Source organism: Anaerobacillus sp. ABD4_527 (genome assembly GCF_056160805.1).
On the sequence record NZ_JBSWXZ010000001.1, the window covers coordinates 349,825 to 366,196 of the forward strand.

Annotated in this window: 16 protein-coding genes; all 16 read left to right on the forward strand. The window is 42.4% G+C overall.

Features of this window, described 5'->3' with window-relative positions; translation table 11 throughout:
- Positions 1-7 precede the first annotated feature (7 nt).
- The 16 genes from rbfA (at position 8) to ACXAHI_RS01895 (ending at position 16,168) form a co-directional block, all read left to right on the forward strand.
- Positions 8-358, forward strand: coding sequence for a 30S ribosome-binding factor RbfA (gene rbfA, locus ACXAHI_RS01820; RefSeq protein ID WP_270181874.1), 351 nt, complete (start codon positions 8-10; stop codon positions 356-358).
- A 58-nt stretch (positions 359-416) separates the two neighbouring features.
- Positions 417-1,316 carry a tRNA pseudouridine(55) synthase TruB gene (truB, locus tag ACXAHI_RS01825; RefSeq protein WP_474845484.1) on the forward strand — a complete coding sequence of 300 codons (900 nt, stop codon included), beginning with the start codon at positions 417-419 and terminating at the stop codon, positions 1,314-1,316.
- 18 nt (positions 1,317-1,334) lie between these two features.
- Positions 1,335-2,267, forward strand: a complete 933-nt coding sequence (gene ribF, locus ACXAHI_RS01830) for a bifunctional riboflavin kinase/FAD synthetase (protein WP_474845485.1) — start codon at positions 1,335-1,337, stop codon at positions 2,265-2,267.
- 132 nt (positions 2,268-2,399) lie between these two features.
- Entirely contained in the window at positions 2,400-2,669 is a 270-nt protein-coding gene (gene rpsO / locus ACXAHI_RS01835; RefSeq protein ID WP_270181877.1) for a 30S ribosomal protein S15, read from the forward strand.
- 145 nt (positions 2,670-2,814) lie between these two features.
- Entirely contained in the window at positions 2,815-4,932 is a 2,118-nt protein-coding gene (locus ACXAHI_RS01840; protein WP_474845487.1) for a polyribonucleotide nucleotidyltransferase, read from the forward strand.
- A gap of 108 nt (positions 4,933-5,040) precedes the next feature.
- A complete protein-coding gene (locus tag ACXAHI_RS01845; protein ID WP_474845489.1) occupies positions 5,041-6,000 on the forward strand; it encodes a polysaccharide deacetylase family protein in 960 nt (319 codons plus the stop codon).
- 76 nt (positions 6,001-6,076) lie between these two features.
- Positions 6,077-7,318 carry a M16 family metallopeptidase gene (locus tag ACXAHI_RS01850; protein WP_270181880.1) on the forward strand — a complete coding sequence of 414 codons (1,242 nt, stop codon included), beginning with the start codon at positions 6,077-6,079 and terminating at the stop codon, positions 7,316-7,318.
- 125 nt (positions 7,319-7,443) lie between these two features.
- Entirely contained in the window at positions 7,444-7,701 is a 258-nt protein-coding gene (locus ACXAHI_RS01855; protein WP_474845491.1) for a YlmC/YmxH family sporulation protein, read from the forward strand.
- Positions 7,702-7,792: 91 nt separating this feature from the next.
- Positions 7,793-8,695, forward strand: a complete 903-nt coding sequence (gene dpaA, locus ACXAHI_RS01860) for a dipicolinic acid synthetase subunit A (RefSeq protein WP_474845493.1) — start codon at positions 7,793-7,795, stop codon at positions 8,693-8,695.
- Positions 8,692-9,285 carry a dipicolinate synthase subunit B gene (locus tag ACXAHI_RS01865; RefSeq protein WP_474845495.1) on the forward strand — a complete coding sequence of 198 codons (594 nt, stop codon included), beginning with the start codon at positions 8,692-8,694 and terminating at the stop codon, positions 9,283-9,285. Before dpaA ends, ACXAHI_RS01865 begins: the two co-directional genes overlap by 4 nt.
- Positions 9,286-9,423: 138 nt before the next feature.
- Positions 9,424-10,470 carry an aspartate-semialdehyde dehydrogenase gene (gene asd / locus ACXAHI_RS01870; RefSeq protein WP_474845497.1) on the forward strand — a complete coding sequence of 349 codons (1,047 nt, stop codon included), beginning with the start codon at positions 9,424-9,426 and terminating at the stop codon, positions 10,468-10,470.
- 19 nt (positions 10,471-10,489) lie between these two features.
- On the forward strand, positions 10,490-11,746 hold the full coding sequence (gene dapG, locus ACXAHI_RS01875; protein ID WP_474845499.1) for an aspartate kinase: 1,257 nt from the start codon (positions 10,490-10,492) through the stop codon (positions 11,744-11,746).
- Between the two features lie 24 nt (positions 11,747-11,770).
- The gene (gene dapA / locus ACXAHI_RS01880) at positions 11,771-12,637 is read left to right on the forward strand and encodes a 4-hydroxy-tetrahydrodipicolinate synthase (protein WP_474845501.1); all 867 of its coding nucleotides are present in this window, start codon (positions 11,771-11,773) and stop codon (positions 12,635-12,637) included.
- 100 nt (positions 12,638-12,737) lie between these two features.
- Positions 12,738-13,490 (forward strand): ClpP family protease, encoded by a 753-nt coding sequence (locus ACXAHI_RS01885; RefSeq protein WP_474845503.1) that lies wholly within the window; start codon positions 12,738-12,740, stop codon positions 13,488-13,490.
- Positions 13,487-13,711: a YlzJ-like family protein gene (locus ACXAHI_RS01890; RefSeq protein WP_474845505.1), complete on the forward strand. Its 225-nt coding sequence runs from the start codon at positions 13,487-13,489 to the stop codon at positions 13,709-13,711. Before ACXAHI_RS01885 ends, ACXAHI_RS01890 begins: the two co-directional genes overlap by 4 nt.
- A gap of 114 nt (positions 13,712-13,825) precedes the next feature.
- The gene (locus ACXAHI_RS01895; RefSeq protein WP_474845507.1) at positions 13,826-16,168 is read left to right on the forward strand and encodes an FtsK/SpoIIIE family DNA translocase; all 2,343 of its coding nucleotides are present in this window, start codon (positions 13,826-13,828) and stop codon (positions 16,166-16,168) included.
- Positions 16,169-16,372: the final 204 nt, after the last annotated feature.

Sequence of the window (16,372 nt, forward strand, 5' to 3'; positions counted from 1 at the left end):
TGTAACGATGAGCAATGTTCGCGCGCACCGCGTAGGTGAACAGATGAAGAAAGAACTTGGGGATATCATCAGCAGAAAGATAAAAGATCCTCGTGTAGGTTTCGTTACAGTAACAGCTGTTGAGGTTACAAACGACCTTCAACAAGCAACAGTATTCATTACTGTTTTAGGTGATGAAGAGAAGAAAGATGCTACTCTTAACGGTCTTGCAAAAGCGACAGGTTTTATTCGCTCAGAAATCGGAAAGAGAATTCGTCTTCGCAAAACACCTGAAATTTATTTCGAATTCGATGAATCCATCGATTACGGTAATAAAATAGAGAGACTTCTTGCGGATTTAAATCAATCTGATGAATAGAGAACGTTAGGATAGGCAGGAATGTCTATCCTTTCTCTATGTTTAGAAAGGAGGAAAAGTGATGGAAGGGATCTTACCATTAAAGAAACCTGCTGGGATGACGTCACATGACTGCGTTGCCAAAGTACGCAAAATTCTTATGACAAAGAAGGTAGGTCACACAGGAACGCTCGATCCTGCAGTTACGGGTGTGTTGCCCCTCTGTATTGGAAGAGCAACAAAGGTTGCACAATATATGACGGATTTCTCTAAAACATATGAAGCTGTTATTACTCTTGGCTATTCGACTTCTACTGAAGATGCAACTGGGGAGAAAATTGAAGAAAAAAGCATAACGACCAATTTCGAACCGGAAGAAATCGCATCTGCTCTAGAAGCCTTCAAAGGAGAAATCGAACAAGTTCCACCGATGTATTCAGCGGTTAAAGTGAATGGGAAGCGACTGTACGAATACGCATTTGAAGGAAAAGTGGTCGAACGACCTTCTCGTCATGTCACGATACACGAAATCGAACGAACCGGAGAAATCGTCTATAAGGACGGTACAGTGGATATCCCTGTTCGTGTCGTATGTAGTAAAGGAACGTATATCAGAACGCTTGCTGTCGATATCGGAGCTTCTTTAGGATATCCGGCTCATATGTCATCATTAATCAGGACTGCTTCTGGCCCATTTAAGCTCGAAGAATGTTTGACATTTGATGAGATTACACAGATGATAGAAGAAGAAACGTTAAGACTTTTTCCCCTGGAATATGCCCTTTCTTCTATGCCTTCTCTTACGGTAGACAAAGAGATGGAATCGAAGCTGCAAAATGGTTCCGTACTGCCTGAAGTTGAAGAGATGACAGATGATCGACTTGTTATGTATAGTGAAGAAGGTAATGCCATCGCCATTTATCAGAAACACCCAGATAAGCCAGGGCTTATGAAACCTGAAAAAGTGTTCTCGAGATGAAGTTAGAAGGTGAAAGCTATGAAAACAATTTATTTATCTCATCCGCATTTTATTGAATCGAATAAACCATCCGTCATGGCGCTCGGATATTTTGATGGCATTCACCGAGGTCATCAAAAGGTGATATCTACAGCGAAGAAAATCGCAGAGGAAAAAGGCGTTGCTTCCTCAGTCATGACGTTTTATCCGCATCCATCAGTCGTTCTTGGAAAGTCGTCCCCTCAAGTTGAAGCGATTACGCCGCTTGATGAGAAGATCGACCTGATCGACGAAATGGGAATCGACGTACTATATATTGTGAAGTTCGATACAACCATTGCAGGATTGACGCCACAGCAATTCGTTGATGACTACATCATCAATCTGTCGGTGGTTCATGTTGTAGCTGGATTCGATTTTACATATGGAAGTAAAGGCAGAGGAACGATGGAGTCGATGCCATTCCATGCACGAAATAAATTCGACCAGACGGTTATTGAAAAAGTGTCAAAGGATGATGAAAAAGTGAGCTCTACTCTTATCCGCTCTTATATTCGAGAGGGCGCAGTAGAAAACATCGAAGAAGTCTTAGGTCGTAGATACGTGATTTCTGGGAATGTCATCAAAGGTGATCAGCGAGGAAGGACGATCGGATTTCCTACAGCAAACATCCAGCTTGATAACGAATACCTTGTTCCTGCAACGGGTGTATATGCTGTAAGGCTGAAACACGATGGGCAGTGGAGAAATGGCGTTTGCAATATAGGCTATAAACCTACTTTTTATGATGATGCTCCAGACAAACCTTCAATAGAAGTTCATGTTTTTGATTTCGAAGAAGATTTGTATGGAAAAGAAGTTTCGGTCGAGTTTTATAAAAAGATACGTGGTGAAGTGAAATTTTCATCCGTTGACGCATTGATCGAACAGATTGGGAAAGATGCAGATCTTGCAAGAAAAATCCTAGAATAGATTCCTCTTGCATTTTACTACAAAAACATGTAGTCTAATATCTGTACGATATGTACACAACCTTTACTGGGCAATCGACTCTCCGACGTTTGCGCGGTAACAGGGGATTAAGAATTGAAGGAGGTGAAAAGGATGGCAATCACACAAGAGCGTAAGCAAGAGCTTATCACTAAGTTCAAAACTCACGAGAATGATACTGGTTCTCCAGAAGTTCAAATCGCTGTCCTAACTGAGGAAATTAACAATTTGAACGGTCATCTTCGTTTCCACAAGAAAGACCACCACTCTCGTCGCGGTCTTCTAAAGATGGTTGGTAAACGTCGTAACCTACTAACGTACCTTCGTAACAAGGACGTTACTCGTTACCGTGAACTAATCAAAGAACTTGGTCTACGTAGATAATGAGTTAAAAAGCGGGATTCTTTCCCGCTTTTTTATTAGGTTTAAAATACATAGATTTCGTCCTTTCTTTTTAGAAGATAAAAGGTTAGGGTATAATGTATACTAAAAGAAATGATTTTATAGGATGAGAGGAGTTCTCACAGTAATGGCACAAGATAAGCAAGTGTTTTCGATCGAGTGGGCTGGCCGCCAGCTGACTGTAGAAATCGGTCAATTGGCTAAACAGGCGAGCGGTGCAGCCATGATTCGTTATGGCGATACAGCTGTACTATCAACAGTAACAGGTTCGAAGGAACCAAAGGACCTTCCATTCTTCCCACTTACAGTTAACTATGAAGAAAGACTATATGCAGTTGGTAAGATTCCAGGAGGTTTCATTAAACGTGAAGGCCGTCCTAGTGAAAAGGCAATCTTAGCAAGCAGATTGATCGACCGCCCGATTCGTCCATTGTTCCCAGATGGATTCCGTAATGAGGTTCAGGTCGTAAGTACTGTAATGAGCGTTGATCAAGACTGCTCTTCTGAAATGGCAGCAATGTTCGGTTCTTCTCTTTGTTTAGGTATCAGTGATCTACCATTCGATGGTCCGATCGCTGGCGTTGTAATTGGACGTATCAACGGGGAGTTTGTCGTAAACCCTGGCGTTGAGCAGCTTGAAGAAAGTGATATCAACTTAACGGTTGCAGGAACAAAAGAAGCGATCAACATGGTAGAAGCAGGTGCAGATGAAGTTCCTGAAGAAACGATGCTTGAAGCAATCCTATTCGGACATCAGGAAATCAAACGCCTGATTACGTTCCAAGAAGAAATCATTGAAGCTTGCGGTAAAGAAAAGCGTGAAGTCGTTCTGAAGAAAGCGGATGAAACGCTTGAAGCTGAACTTAGCGAAAAGTTTCTAGCTGACGTTAAAGAGGCAGTAAAAGTAGTTGAAAAGCATGCGCGTCAAGAAGCGATCGATGAAGTAATGAATCGTGCTGTCGAAGCTTACGAAGACAATGAAGAAGTTCCTGAAAGTGAAGTAAGTTCGATCATGAATAGCTTCGTAAAACAGGAAGTTCGTCGCTTGATCCTTAAGGATAAAGTGAGACCTGATGGACGTGGTGTGGATGAAATTCGTCCACTAAACTCAGAAGTTGGCATTCTTCCAAGAACACACGGATCTGGATTGTTCACTAGAGGACAAACGCAAGCACTAAGTATTTGTACGTTAGGAGCACTCGGTGATGTTCAAATCTTAGATGGTTTAGGGACAGAAGAATCCAAACGTTTCATGCATCATTATAACTTCCCTAAGTTTAGTGTTGGTGAAACTGGACCTATGAGAGGACCTGGTCGTCGTGAAATTGGACACGGTGCGCTAGGTGAGCGTGCTCTTGAACCTGCTATCCCAACTGAAAAAGACTTCCCATACACAATCCGTCTTGTTTCAGAAGTTCTTGAATCGAACGGTTCTACATCTCAAGCAAGTATCTGCGCAAGCACACTTGCTATGATGGATGCGGGTGTACCGATCAAAGCACCTGTCGCTGGAATTGCAATGGGATTAGTAAGCGACGGAGAAGACGTAACCGTACTTACTGATATTCAAGGCATGGAAGACGCACTAGGCGATATGGACTTTAAAGTTGCCGGAACGAAGCAAGGTGTAACGGCACTTCAAATGGATATCAAGATTTCAGGTATCAACGAAGATATCCTTCGTCAAGCACTTGAACAAGCTAGAAAAGGGCGTTTAGATATCCTTGAGAACATGATGAGTGCGATCAGCGAGCCACGTACTGAGCTTTCTGCATATGCTCCGAAGATCTTAACGATGTCTATTAAACCAGATAAAATTCGTGACGTGATCGGACCAAGCGGGAAGATCATCAACAAGATCATCGAGGAAACAAACGTCAAGATCGATATCGAACAAGATGGTTCGATCTTCATCTCATCAACTGATCAAGAAATGAACGCAAAAGCGAAGAAGATCATCGAAGATCTTGTAAGAGAAGTAGAAGTAGGCGCAACTTACCTTGGTAAAGTTAAGCGTGTTGAGAAGTTCGGCGCGTTTGTTGAACTCTTCCAAGGAAAAGAAGGTCTCGTTCATATTTCTGAGCTCGCTGAAGAGCGTACGAACAAGGTTGAAGACGTTGTATCGATCGGTGATGAAGTAATGGTTAAAGTAAAAGAGATCGACAAGCAAGGACGCGTTAACCTTTCTCGCAAAGCATTATTGAAAGAAGCGCGTGAAAGAGAAGAACAAAGTCAACAAAGCTAAGAATTCGGCTCAGCCGAATTCTTTTTTTATTTCAATTTAGTTTCTGTTCACACTAGTTCTAGGGCTTGCCTTTTTCACATAACCTTTGTACAAAAGGGGGTCATGTTGATGAAGAAAACCTGGATACACATTGTTGTATTTGTGATCATTCTGGCAATGACAGCAGAAACCATTCAAAACCCCTACACAACGATGTATTTAACTTCACTAAAAGAAGAAGCGATCATGGTGAGTGGCAGCAACTCACTACATAATGAGATTTTAGATGCGAAAGAAAAATACGATATAAAGCCGGTAAATGCCGTCGTTGATCGGGTATGGAAAGGCATTCCTGGGTACAATGGAGTAGAGGTAGAAGTAAAAGCATCTCTTGAAAAAATGCAAGGGAAGAAGTTTGACGAAGCGATGTTAGTTAAAAGAGAAATCGAACCTGAAATCCAGCTAGAAGACCTGAAACCAGCACCTGTCTACAAAGGGAACCCAAACAAACCGATGGTGGCCTTGATGATCAACGTCGCATGGGGAGAAGAATTTTTACCAGACATGTTGAAGCATCTAAAGAAACATAAAGTGCATGCTACATTTTTTCTTGATGGTTCCTGGGCTAAGAAAAATTCGGATCTTGTGCGTATGATACATGAAGAAGGGCATGAAATAGGGAATCACGCTTATTCACATCCAGATTTGAAGCAAATGAATGATGCTGCTATTCAAAAGGAGCTCGAAGATACGAATAAAGTGATCGAAGCAGCGATCGATCAAAAGCCCGTCGTTTTTGCACCACCTAGCGGAAGCTACGCTTATAATAGTGTAGAAATTGCACATAAGCTCGGTATGCAAACGGTGCTGTGGAGTGTTGACACGGTGGACTGGAAAAAACCATCACCTCATGTGATTTCACAGAGAGTTCTACAGAAGGTTCATGCAGGCGCTTTAGTTCTGATGCACCCTACTGAGCCAACAGAGAAAAGCTTGGAAGCAATGATAAGGGGAATTAAAGATCGAGGCTATCACTTAGGTACGGTCTCTCAAGTTTTGGATTCAAAACGAGTTTCGAAGATTCCATAAAATTGTTTCCAATCTGTTTTAATGATATAGTGTTTTTGGAACAGAATGACTAGGTTACATTACAGGAGGAACAAGCTTGATTAACAAAGTAACTTGTAAAAATGGAGTAAGAGTAGTATTAGAAAATATTCCGACCGTTCGTTCAGTAGCTATAGGAATCTGGATCGGAACTGGATCTCGTTTTGAACCTAAAGAACTTAATGGAGTTTCTCACTTTCTTGAGCATATGTTTTTTAAAGGTACTGACAAGCGAAACGCAAAGGAAATTGCTGAATCTTTCGATAGCATCGGTGGACAGGTGAACGCGTTCACCTCAAAAGAATACACGTGCTATTATGCGAAGGTTCTCGATGATCATTCTGAATATGCGTTAGACGTGCTAAGTGATATGTTTTTCAATTCACAGTTTGAAGCATCAGAGCTCGCGAAAGAGAAAAACGTTGTTTATGAGGAAATTAAGATGTATGAAGACACCCCTGATGACATCGTACATGATATTCTCAGTCAGGCGAGTTACGGGGATCATGAACTTGCGATGCCAATTCTAGGTACAGAAGAAACGTTAAAAGGGTTCTCAGGCGACACGCTTCGTGAGTATATGCAAACTCATTACACACCTGACAACATCGTAATCTCGATCGCTGGTAATGTGGACAAATCGTTCATGGAAAAAGTAGAGAGAGCGTTCGAGAACTGGGAGACACCTGCAGGAAAACCAGAAGTTCAAGCACCGACGTTTGAACCTGGTCATATCGCTAGAAAGAAAGAAACAGAGCAGGCACATCTTTGTCTAGGGTATAAAGGGCTTCCGTTCGGAACAGACGACATTTATAGCTTGATCGTTATGAACAATGTGTTAGGCGGTAGCATGAGTAGTCGACTTTTCCAAGAAGTACGTGAAGAACAGGGTCTGGCTTACTCTGTGTTCTCCTATCACTCTGCATACCAAGATAGCGGGTTGTTAACCATTTATGCAGGTACAGCTCAAAATCAACTAGATCGTCTTTATGAAACGATTCAGAACACGCTTTCTCAGTTCAAACAAGAAGGCATCACGACGAAAGAGCTTCAGAACTGTAAAGAACAGTTAAAAGGTAACTTGATGCTCAGCTTAGAAAGTACGAATAGTAGAATGAGCCGTAACGGTAAGAATGAACTTCTGCTAAATCAACACCGCACCCTTGATGATATCATCAAAAACATTGAAAACGTTGACCACGAAAAAGTGAACAACATGGTTCAGGCAACGTTTACAGACGATTTCTCTTCTTCTTTAATCAGCCCGAACGGATTGTTTCCAAAAGGCATGGAGAAGTGATTCGAAGCTGTCGAGTTTAACTCGGCAGCTTTTTTCTATCATCCGAAATCGACTCGTTTATCACGTCTTCTACATTCGCCTCAAACATAGACTATGGTAAGGATAATGCTCAGGGAGGGCTTCGAATGAGACTTAGTCAGTTGAGTGGGAAAGAGCTTGTGGACGTTGAAAAGGGGAAAAGGCTTGGCGTACTTGGACAGACAGATTTATTATTCGATGAAACAAACGGATCTTTGAAGGCGCTGATCATCCCAAAAACATCATGGGGTGGACTAAAACGGACTGAAAACGCGATATCGATACCTTGGGAAAATATTCAAACGATCGGTCGAGATATGATCATTGTTCAAAATAAAAATGAAGGTAAAATTGAGCAAGATTGATAATTCACCAAGCGGGCATCAACCACATAGAATGTTGAGAAATTACAATAAATCCCCGTAGGTAGACGTGGAAAAAGAAAGGGGAGGAACGATGCTAACGAATCAACATATCGCAGTAATCGGCGGTGATGCCCGCCAGCTTGAAATCATTCGAAAGTTAACAGAGATGAACGCTGATTTATTTTTAATCGGCTTTGATCAGTTAGATCATGGATTCACAGGAGCAACAAAATGCTCGGTCGATGAAGTAGACCTTACAAAGCTCGATGCCATTGTCCTTCCAGTTGCCGGAACCAATATGGAAGGTGAAGTCGATAGTATTTTTTCTAATGAAAAAGTCGTATTGACTGCAGAGCACTTCAGTAAAACTCCTTCACACTGCGTTGTTTATAGTGGTATTAGTAATAGCCACCTCGAGGGGATGGCTACGAAAGCGTCAAGAAAACTCGTAAAATTATTCGAACGAGATGATATTGCAATATACAATTCGATTCCTACTGTAGAAGGAACGATCATGATGGTCATTCAGCATACTGATATTACGATCCACCAATCGAACATCGCTGTACTTGGACTTGGAAGGGTCGGAATGTCAGTAGCGCGATCATTCGATGCTCTCGGTGCAAACGTCAGCGTTGGAGCCAGAAAGCCCGAACACCTTGCGAGAATAACGGAAATGGGGTTAAAACCGTTCCATTTATCATCGCTCGCTACTGAAGTTGCAAACATCGATGTGTGCATCAATACCGTTCCAGCTCAAATCGTTACGTCAGAGGTCATTTCCAAAATGCCGTCTCATACGCTGATTATCGATCTAGCATCCAAACCAGGCGGTACAGACTTTCGATTTGCAGAAAAACGGGGGATCAAAGCGCTATTAGCTCCAGGACTACCGGGAATTGTCGCTCCAAAAACAGCTGGGAAAATCATAGCTGGAGTTTTGACGCAGCTGCTTATTGAACAGCTTAAAGAAGGGGAGGAGAAGAATCCATGAGTTTGAAAGGAAAACACATTGGATTTGGTTTGACAGGATCTCATTGTACGTACGACGCTGTTGTTCCACAGATAGAAGAACTCGTGCAGTTAGGGGCAAAGGTAACGCCCTTTGTTTCTCATACTGTAACATCGACAAATACACGTTTTGGAGATGGAGTAGACTGGGTTTCTAAAATTGTAGAAATTACCGGTAATGAAGCGGTGGATTCGATTGTGAAAGCTGAGCCATTCGGTCCTAGAACTCCATTAGATTGTATGGTAATTGCTCCGATTACGGGCAATTCCATCAGTAAATTTGCGAATGCTATGACAGACTCTCCTGTATTAATGGGAGCAAAAGCAACATTAAGGAATGAAAAGCCCGTTGTTCTTGGGATCTCAACCAATGATGGACTCGGCCTGAATGGAACTAACATCCTAAGATTGATGTCGACTAAAAATATATATTTCATTCCTTTTGGTCAAGATGATCCTGTTAAGAAACCAAACTCCCTTGTCGCAAGAATGACCTCACTAACTGAAACGATTGAGAATGCCATGAATGGAAAACAATATCAGCCTGTCTTAGTCGAACGTTATTTAGATTAAAGAACAGTTTTTCTTTCTTTAAAACAGGTTTATGATAGAATAGAGAATAAAATCACCAGATCTTGAGGAGAAACGTAGGTTTCTCCTTCTGTTGTGCTGGGTATTGAATGATTGGAATATGGAAGGAGAATTATTAACATGAGCGTTAAACAATTTCACGTAGCAGTAGTTGGAGCAACAGGTGCAGTCGGACAACAAATGATTAAAACACTAGAAGAACGAGATTTTCCGATCTCGACCTTAACGCTCCTTTCATCATCACGTTCAGCTGGAACGAAAGTGTCCTTTAAGGGCCAAGAAGTGACAGTTCAAGAAGCAAAACCTGAATCATTCATTGGCGTCGATCTGGCTTTATTTAGTGCAGGAGGCGGTATCTCAAAACAATTAGCACCTGCTGCAGTGAGGCATGGTGCGATTGTTGTTGATAACACGAGTGCATTCAGAATGAACGAAGATGTACCTCTCGTCGTACCAGAAGTGAATGAAAGAGATTTAAACGATCATAAGGGAATCATTGCAAACCCTAATTGCTCGACAATCCAGATGGTCGCAGCACTCGAGCCCTTAAAGCAAGCATACGGCCTAAATAAGATTATCGTATCAACGTACCAAGCTGTTAGTGGTGCAGGAGCAAATGCGGTTACGGAAATGAAAGAACAATCGAAAGCCGTATTAGAAGGTCAGACTCATACTCCTGAGTACCTACCAGTAAAAGGTGATAAGAAACACTATCCAATTGCGTTTAACGCAATTCCTCAAATAGATATGTTTGAAGAAAATGGATTTACTTTCGAAGAAATGAAAATGATAAACGAGACGAAGAAGATTATGCATGATGCTGAGCTTGAAGTAGCTGCGACATGTGTACGCCTACCGATTGAAACAGGTCACGCTGAATCCGTATACGTGGAGCTTGAGAGCGAGGATGTTTCGGTAGAGCAGATCAGGGAGCTATTGAGCAATGCGCCTGGTGTTACCCTTCAAGATGATCCAACGAATCAAGTATATCCGATGCCTGTCGATGCTGTTGGTAAACCAGATGTGTTCGTTGGACGCATAAGACAAGATCTAGACCGAAAAAATGGCTTTCATATGTGGATTGTCTCTGATAATCTACTGAAGGGGGCAGCGTGGAACTCGGTGCAAATCGCTGAAAGTCTTGCGGCCCTAAATATATTGAAATAGACTGAAGAAGGTGTGCGAAATGAAAGTCATCGTCCAGAAGTTTGGTGGCACTTCATTAAAAAGTGAAGACGGAAGAAATAGAGCAGTAAATCATATAAAAGATGCAGTTAAAGATGGATACAAAGTCGTCGTCGTTGTATCAGCAATGGGCCGATTCGGCGACCCATATGCAACGGACACGCTGCTTGGACTGATAGGTGATCGTAATCGAAAAGTAACGTCAAGAGAATATGATCTACTCGTATCTTGTGGCGAAAGTATTTCATCTGTCGTGTTCTCTAACATGCTTCTTGAAGAAGGATTGAAAGCTACTGCTTATACAGGAGGGCAGGCTGGATTCATCACGACCGGTGAACATAGTAAAGCCCGAATTCTCGAGATGAGAACAGAGCGTTTATCTGAAGAGTTAAATACGATGGACGTTGTTGTCGTTACCGGCTTCCAAGGAATAACAGAAAAAGGAGATGTGACGACGCTCGGTAGAGGAGGAAGCGATACGTCAGCTGCTGCTTTAGGAGCGGCTCTTTCAGCTGAATGGGTAGATATCTTTACTGACGTAGAAGGAATTATGACAGCTGACCCTCGACTAGTAGAGAAGGCACGTCCTCTTTCAATCGTCACATACAACGAAGTGTGCAACATGGCATATCAAGGAGCAAAGGTCATCCATCCTCGAGCAGTTGAAATCGCGATGCAATCCAAGGTTCCGATGAGGATCCGTTCAACTTACTCATCTTCAACAGGAACGCTTGTTACTTCTATGAAGGGTAATCCTGCAGGAGAGCAAGTTGTTGATCGGCTCATTACAGGAATCGCCCATGTGAATGGCGTTTCACAAATAAAAGTATTTGCAAAAGAAGGGCAATACGATTTACAGTCGAAAGTGTTTAAAGCAATGGCGATCGAAGGGATTAGTGTTGATTTCATCAACATTAGTCCAACAGGAGTCGTCTACACTGTCATGGAAGAAATGACGGAAAAAGCAGTAAAAACGTTAAACGATATGGGTTACGATCCAGTCGTCATCGAAAACTGTGCTAAAGTATCTGCAGTAGGAGCAGGAATGAGCGGAGTCCCAGGGGTTACCTCAAAAATCGTCGAGGCATTAGCGGGGCAAAACATTGACATTCTACAATCTGCAGATTCTCATACCACCATCTGGGTTCTAGTAAAACAAACCGACCTTTCTGCAGCTGTCAATGCACTGCATGAAACGTTTTATCTACACTTAGAACCAGGTACAGAAGAAGTAGAACCGATGATGGATCAGCGGTAACCCAGAAGCAAGGAGTGGGTAATAATGAATTTTGGAAAAGTACTTACAGCAATGGTGACGCCATTCGATCGTAAAGGATACGTGGATTTCACCAAAACAGAGCAGTTGATCAATTACCTGATTAAGAACGGCTCAGACGGTCTCGTAATAGCAGGGACTACTGGAGAATCACCAACGCTTTCTTCAGAAGAAAAGGTCGCGTTGTTCAAGCATTCAGTGAAAGCTTCTAACGGAAGAATTCCAATTATCGCAGGAACAGGAAGTAACAACACACATGCCACCATCGAACTTACGAAAAAAGCTGAAGATACGGGTGTCGATGCTGTTATGATCGTTTCTCCTTACTACAGCAAACCAGGTCAAAAAGGCCTATACGAGCATTTTAAAGCTGTAGCAGAGTCAACAAAACTTCCAGTTATGATCTACAATATCCCAGGAAGATCAGTGGTCAACATGACGGCTGATACGATTGTAGAGCTATCAAAAATTGAGAACATCGTTTCAGTGAAAGAGGCTAGCGGTGATCTCGACCAAATCACAGATATCATTAGCCGTACAGATGATTCATTTACTGTATACAGTGGTGATGATGGTCTTACACTTCCGATCGTTTCAGTAGGCGGTGATGGTGTTGTTTCTGTCGCATCTCACATTTTAGGGAATGAAATGCAAGAAATGATTAAAGCGTACCATGCAGGAGAAGTAAAGGAAGCAGCCGCAATTCATAGAAAGATTCTTCCAATTATGAATGAGCTGTTCAAAGCTCCAAGTCCTTCTCCAGTTAAAACTGCACTACAGCTAAAGGGGTTAGATGTTGGTAGCGTTCGTCTACCGATGCTGCCTCTAACAGCTGAAGAACGTTCTTCATTAGCAGCAGTGATAAACAAATAAAGGTTAAGAGCAGACGCCCATGCGTCTGCTTTTCTTTTTGAATTGAATAACAAGTCGACGTTCATACTACTAATACCAGAGTGAGGAAGGAGAACCCAGTATGAATTTCGAACAGAATGAAACACCGAATCCATCGACTCAGCCTGATCCTAAGAAAGATGATCAGTCGAAATCTACTCTCGTAGATAAAATCCAGCAGTTAGGACAGACGAATGTCCCGAGCATGGAGCACTCGAATATCCATTGTTTAACAATAGTCGGTCAAATTGAGGGTCATGTTCAGCTCCCACCACAAAATAAAACAACAAAGTATGAACACCTTATCCCCCAGATCGTAGCAATCGAACAAAGCCCAAAAATTGAAGGAGTCTTAATTTTATTGAATACGGTAGGTGGAGATGTAGAAGCAGGTCTCGCAATTTCAGAAATGATCGCTTCTTTATCTAAACCTTGTGTATCGATTGTTTTAGGAGGAGGGCATTCGATCGGCGTTCCGATTGCAGTAGCAGCAAACTATTCATTTATCGCTGAAACTGCAACGATGACCATTCACCCAGTCCGTTTAACAGGTCTCGTGATCGGTGTTCCACAAACGTTTGAATACTTAGATAAGATGCAAGAGCGTGTCGTGAGCTTCGTCACAAGACACTCAAACATTTCAGAAGATAAATTCAAAGAGCTTATGTTTTCTAGAGGGAATCTGACGAGGGATATCGGGACAAATGTAGTCGGTCAAGATGCGGTGAATTACGGGTTGATCGATGAAGTTGGAGCAGTAGGACAGGCGATGAGAAAGCTGAACGGCTTGATTGAGGACTATAAAGGTACACAGGAAGGAGAAGTCGTACAGTGATCCTTTATACGATTTTACCGAATGAAGCGGTGTTTCCCGCTGAACAAAGTGCTTACGACCAGCAACAGGTAATCGACTGGAACGGTGTACAGCTCGTTGTTGAACGTACCTCACACAGTGAATGTCGGGTCGTTCAAGTACTGAGTACAGATCCTCAAGATTTTTTAGATGAATCGACACAGCCTGGGCAGATGTTGACGTTAACGCCGCCTCAAAAATAGAGCCTATAGCACCACGGTAACATGTGGTATACTAGGAATAGATTGGTGAGAAAAAAAAGCAGCCGGAAACGGCTGCTTTTTCGCACCAGCTACGGCTTGTAATGAGGTGAGAATATGGCAAAAAGACGAAAAAGAAAAAAGACGACAACAAAGAAAAAACAGGCCTGGCAATCACAAGTAAAAATGGAATTTATCGGACTGACTATTCTTGCATTCACAATTCTAGGTGTATTAAAGATGGGGATTGTTGGTCGAGCGTTCTATCATATGTTCCGATTTTTCGCAGGAGAATGGTACGGCTTAATCGTAGCTGGATTAGTTCTATTTGCTTGTTACTTAATCGTTAAAAGAAAAATGCCGAGCTTTTGGACAAGAAGACTCTCGGGATTTTATTTATTGAGCGTCTCATTATTACTGTTAAGCCATGTGGGTCTATTTGAAACATTGTCTCGAAATGGAGAGTGGGAAAATGCATCTGTGATTCTCAATACATACGAACTCTTCCAAATGGGCGTAACAGACCCAGCTAATCCAGGGCCACTTGGTGGAGGCATGATCGGTGCACTTCTATTCGCATTCTGTTATAGGCTTTTCGATGCTGCGGGTACACAAGTGATCGCATTTCTTTTGATACTACTTTCCTTCGTTCTTATTACAGGAAAGTCTTTCAGCGACGTATTTGGAAAAGCGATCGAATGGGTGAAAGCCTTTGTCCTTAATACGTACGATGAAGCAAAAACGCTGCTAGCAGATAGTAAAAAGTCACGAAAAGATAAGAAAGAACGTCAGGAAGCGCTTAAGAAAGAAGAAGAAGCAATACCTGAAGAACAAAAAACGTACGATCTCTCATCTGATGAAGAAGGGGATTTTGAGCCAGAAATTCGTACATTTACTGAAAGTGCTTACGCAAACCAAGAGCCACAGCAAGAGGCTACCGAATCAAAGCCTGAACAAGTAAAAACAGAACGGAAAGAACCTCAAGAGGATAAGCCTCTTCAAACACTCACAGTTGGAGAACTTGAGAACAAAGATTATAAATTACCATCCCTTTCACTACTCCAACCGCCGAAGAAAATCACGCAAGAGAATGAGCGTCAACAAATCTCAGCAAACGCTAGAAAACTAGAGAAGACGTTTGAAAGCTTCGGTGTAAAAGCGAAGGTAATGAAAGTGCATCTTGGACCAGCTGTTACGAAGTATGAAGTGTACCCAGACACTGGTGTAAAGGTTAGTAAAATTGTAAACCTCACTGACGATCTTGCATTAGCTTTAGCTGCGAGAGATCTACGTATAGAGGCTCCTATTCCAGGAAAGTCTGCTATTGGAATCGAAGTACCAAACTCAGAAGTGGCGATGGTGACGCTCCGTGAAGTGTTAGAGTCTAAAGAGTATCAGTCTCACGATTCTAAAGTTGCGATTGGGTTTGGAAGAGATATTTCTGGCGAAGCGGTCATCTCAGACCTTTCACGCATGCCTCACCTTCTCGTCGCAGGTGCGACAGGGAGTGGGAAGAGTGTTTGTATTAACGGAATCATTGCGAGCATCATGCTAAAAGCGAAACCTCATGAAGTGAAGATGATGATGATCGACCCGAAAATGGTCGAACTAAATGTTTACAATGGGATTCCGCACTTGCTCGCTCCTGTTGTTACTGATCCAAAGAAAGCTTCACAAGCGTTGAAAAAAGTAGTGAGTGAAATGGAGCGGCGCTATGAGCTCTTTTCACATAGTGGAACGAGAAACATCGAAGGGTACAACAATTACATCAAGCGCCACAACGAAACTGCTGAATCAAAGCAACCAACGTTGCCTTATATCGTCGTTATCGTGGATGAGTTAGCTGATTTGATGATGGTTGCTTCGAGTGATGTGGAAGATGCGATTACAAGGCTCGCACAAATGGCCCGTGCTGCTGGTATCCACTTGATCATCGCTACACAACGACCATCTGTTGACGTTATCACTGGCGTAATCAAAGCAAATATCCCGTCTCGTATTGCGTTTAGCGTATCATCCCAAACAGATTCTAGAACGATCCTAGATATGGGCGGCGCCGAAAAGCTACTCGGAAAAGGGGATATGCTTTTCCTACCAGTAGGCGCTAATAAACCTAAACGAGTTCAAGGCGCATTCTTATCAGATGAAGAAGTAGAGGAGCTTGTCGATTTTGTCATTGCGCAGCAAAAAGCTCAGTATCAAGAAGAAATGATTCCAACTGATAAGCCTGAACAAGACCAACCTGAAGTGGAAGATGACTTGTACGATGATGCCGTTCAGCTCATCACAGAGATGCAAACAGCATCTGTGTCGATGCTGCAACGTCGATTTAGAATTGGTTATACAAGAGCAGCTAGGTTGATCGATGCGATGGAAGCAAGGGGAGTGGTTGGCCCGTATGAAGGCAGTAAACCAAGAGAAGTTCTTGTAAGTAAAGAAGAAGAAGCACAGTCTAGTTAAGTACTATACTTCTTACAGTGGTGAGAAATGCGCTGTGTTGAAATGAGAGAATTCGATATTTCCTTTCAAAAATTACATTGATGGATAAATGGAAGGTCAGAATCGCAATATCCTTCTCCTAAACCATTGGAACGGAATGTTCGTTTTGAATTAATTCTTATCAAGTAGGAGAGACGATCGCGGACTCCTGCGGTAGAACGGGCG

Coding starts and splice junctions, on each gene's coding strand:
- rpsO (WP_270181877.1), top strand. CDS start 2,400: ATGGCAATCACACAAGAGCGTAAGCAAGAGCTTATCACTAAGTTCAAA.
- ACXAHI_RS01895 (WP_474845507.1), top strand. CDS start 13,826: ATGGCAAAAAGACGAAAAAGAAAAAAGACGACAACAAAGAAAAAACAG.
- dapA (WP_474845501.1), top strand. CDS start 11,771: ATGAATTTTGGAAAAGTACTTACAGCAATGGTGACGCCATTCGATCGT.
- dapG (WP_474845499.1), top strand. CDS start 10,490: ATGAAAGTCATCGTCCAGAAGTTTGGTGGCACTTCATTAAAAAGTGAA.
- rbfA (WP_270181874.1), top strand. CDS start 8: ATGAGCAATGTTCGCGCGCACCGCGTAGGTGAACAGATGAAGAAAGAA.
- ribF (WP_474845485.1), top strand. CDS start 1,335: ATGAAAACAATTTATTTATCTCATCCGCATTTTATTGAATCGAATAAA.
- ACXAHI_RS01855 (WP_474845491.1), top strand. CDS start 7,444: ATGAGACTTAGTCAGTTGAGTGGGAAAGAGCTTGTGGACGTTGAAAAG.
- asd (WP_474845497.1), top strand. CDS start 9,424: ATGAGCGTTAAACAATTTCACGTAGCAGTAGTTGGAGCAACAGGTGCA.
- ACXAHI_RS01885 (WP_474845503.1), top strand. CDS start 12,738: ATGAATTTCGAACAGAATGAAACACCGAATCCATCGACTCAGCCTGAT.
- ACXAHI_RS01865 (WP_474845495.1), top strand. CDS start 8,692: ATGAGTTTGAAAGGAAAACACATTGGATTTGGTTTGACAGGATCTCAT.
- ACXAHI_RS01840 (WP_474845487.1), top strand. CDS start 2,815: ATGGCACAAGATAAGCAAGTGTTTTCGATCGAGTGGGCTGGCCGCCAG.
- ACXAHI_RS01845 (WP_474845489.1), top strand. CDS start 5,041: ATGAAGAAAACCTGGATACACATTGTTGTATTTGTGATCATTCTGGCA.
- dpaA (WP_474845493.1), top strand. CDS start 7,793: ATGCTAACGAATCAACATATCGCAGTAATCGGCGGTGATGCCCGCCAG.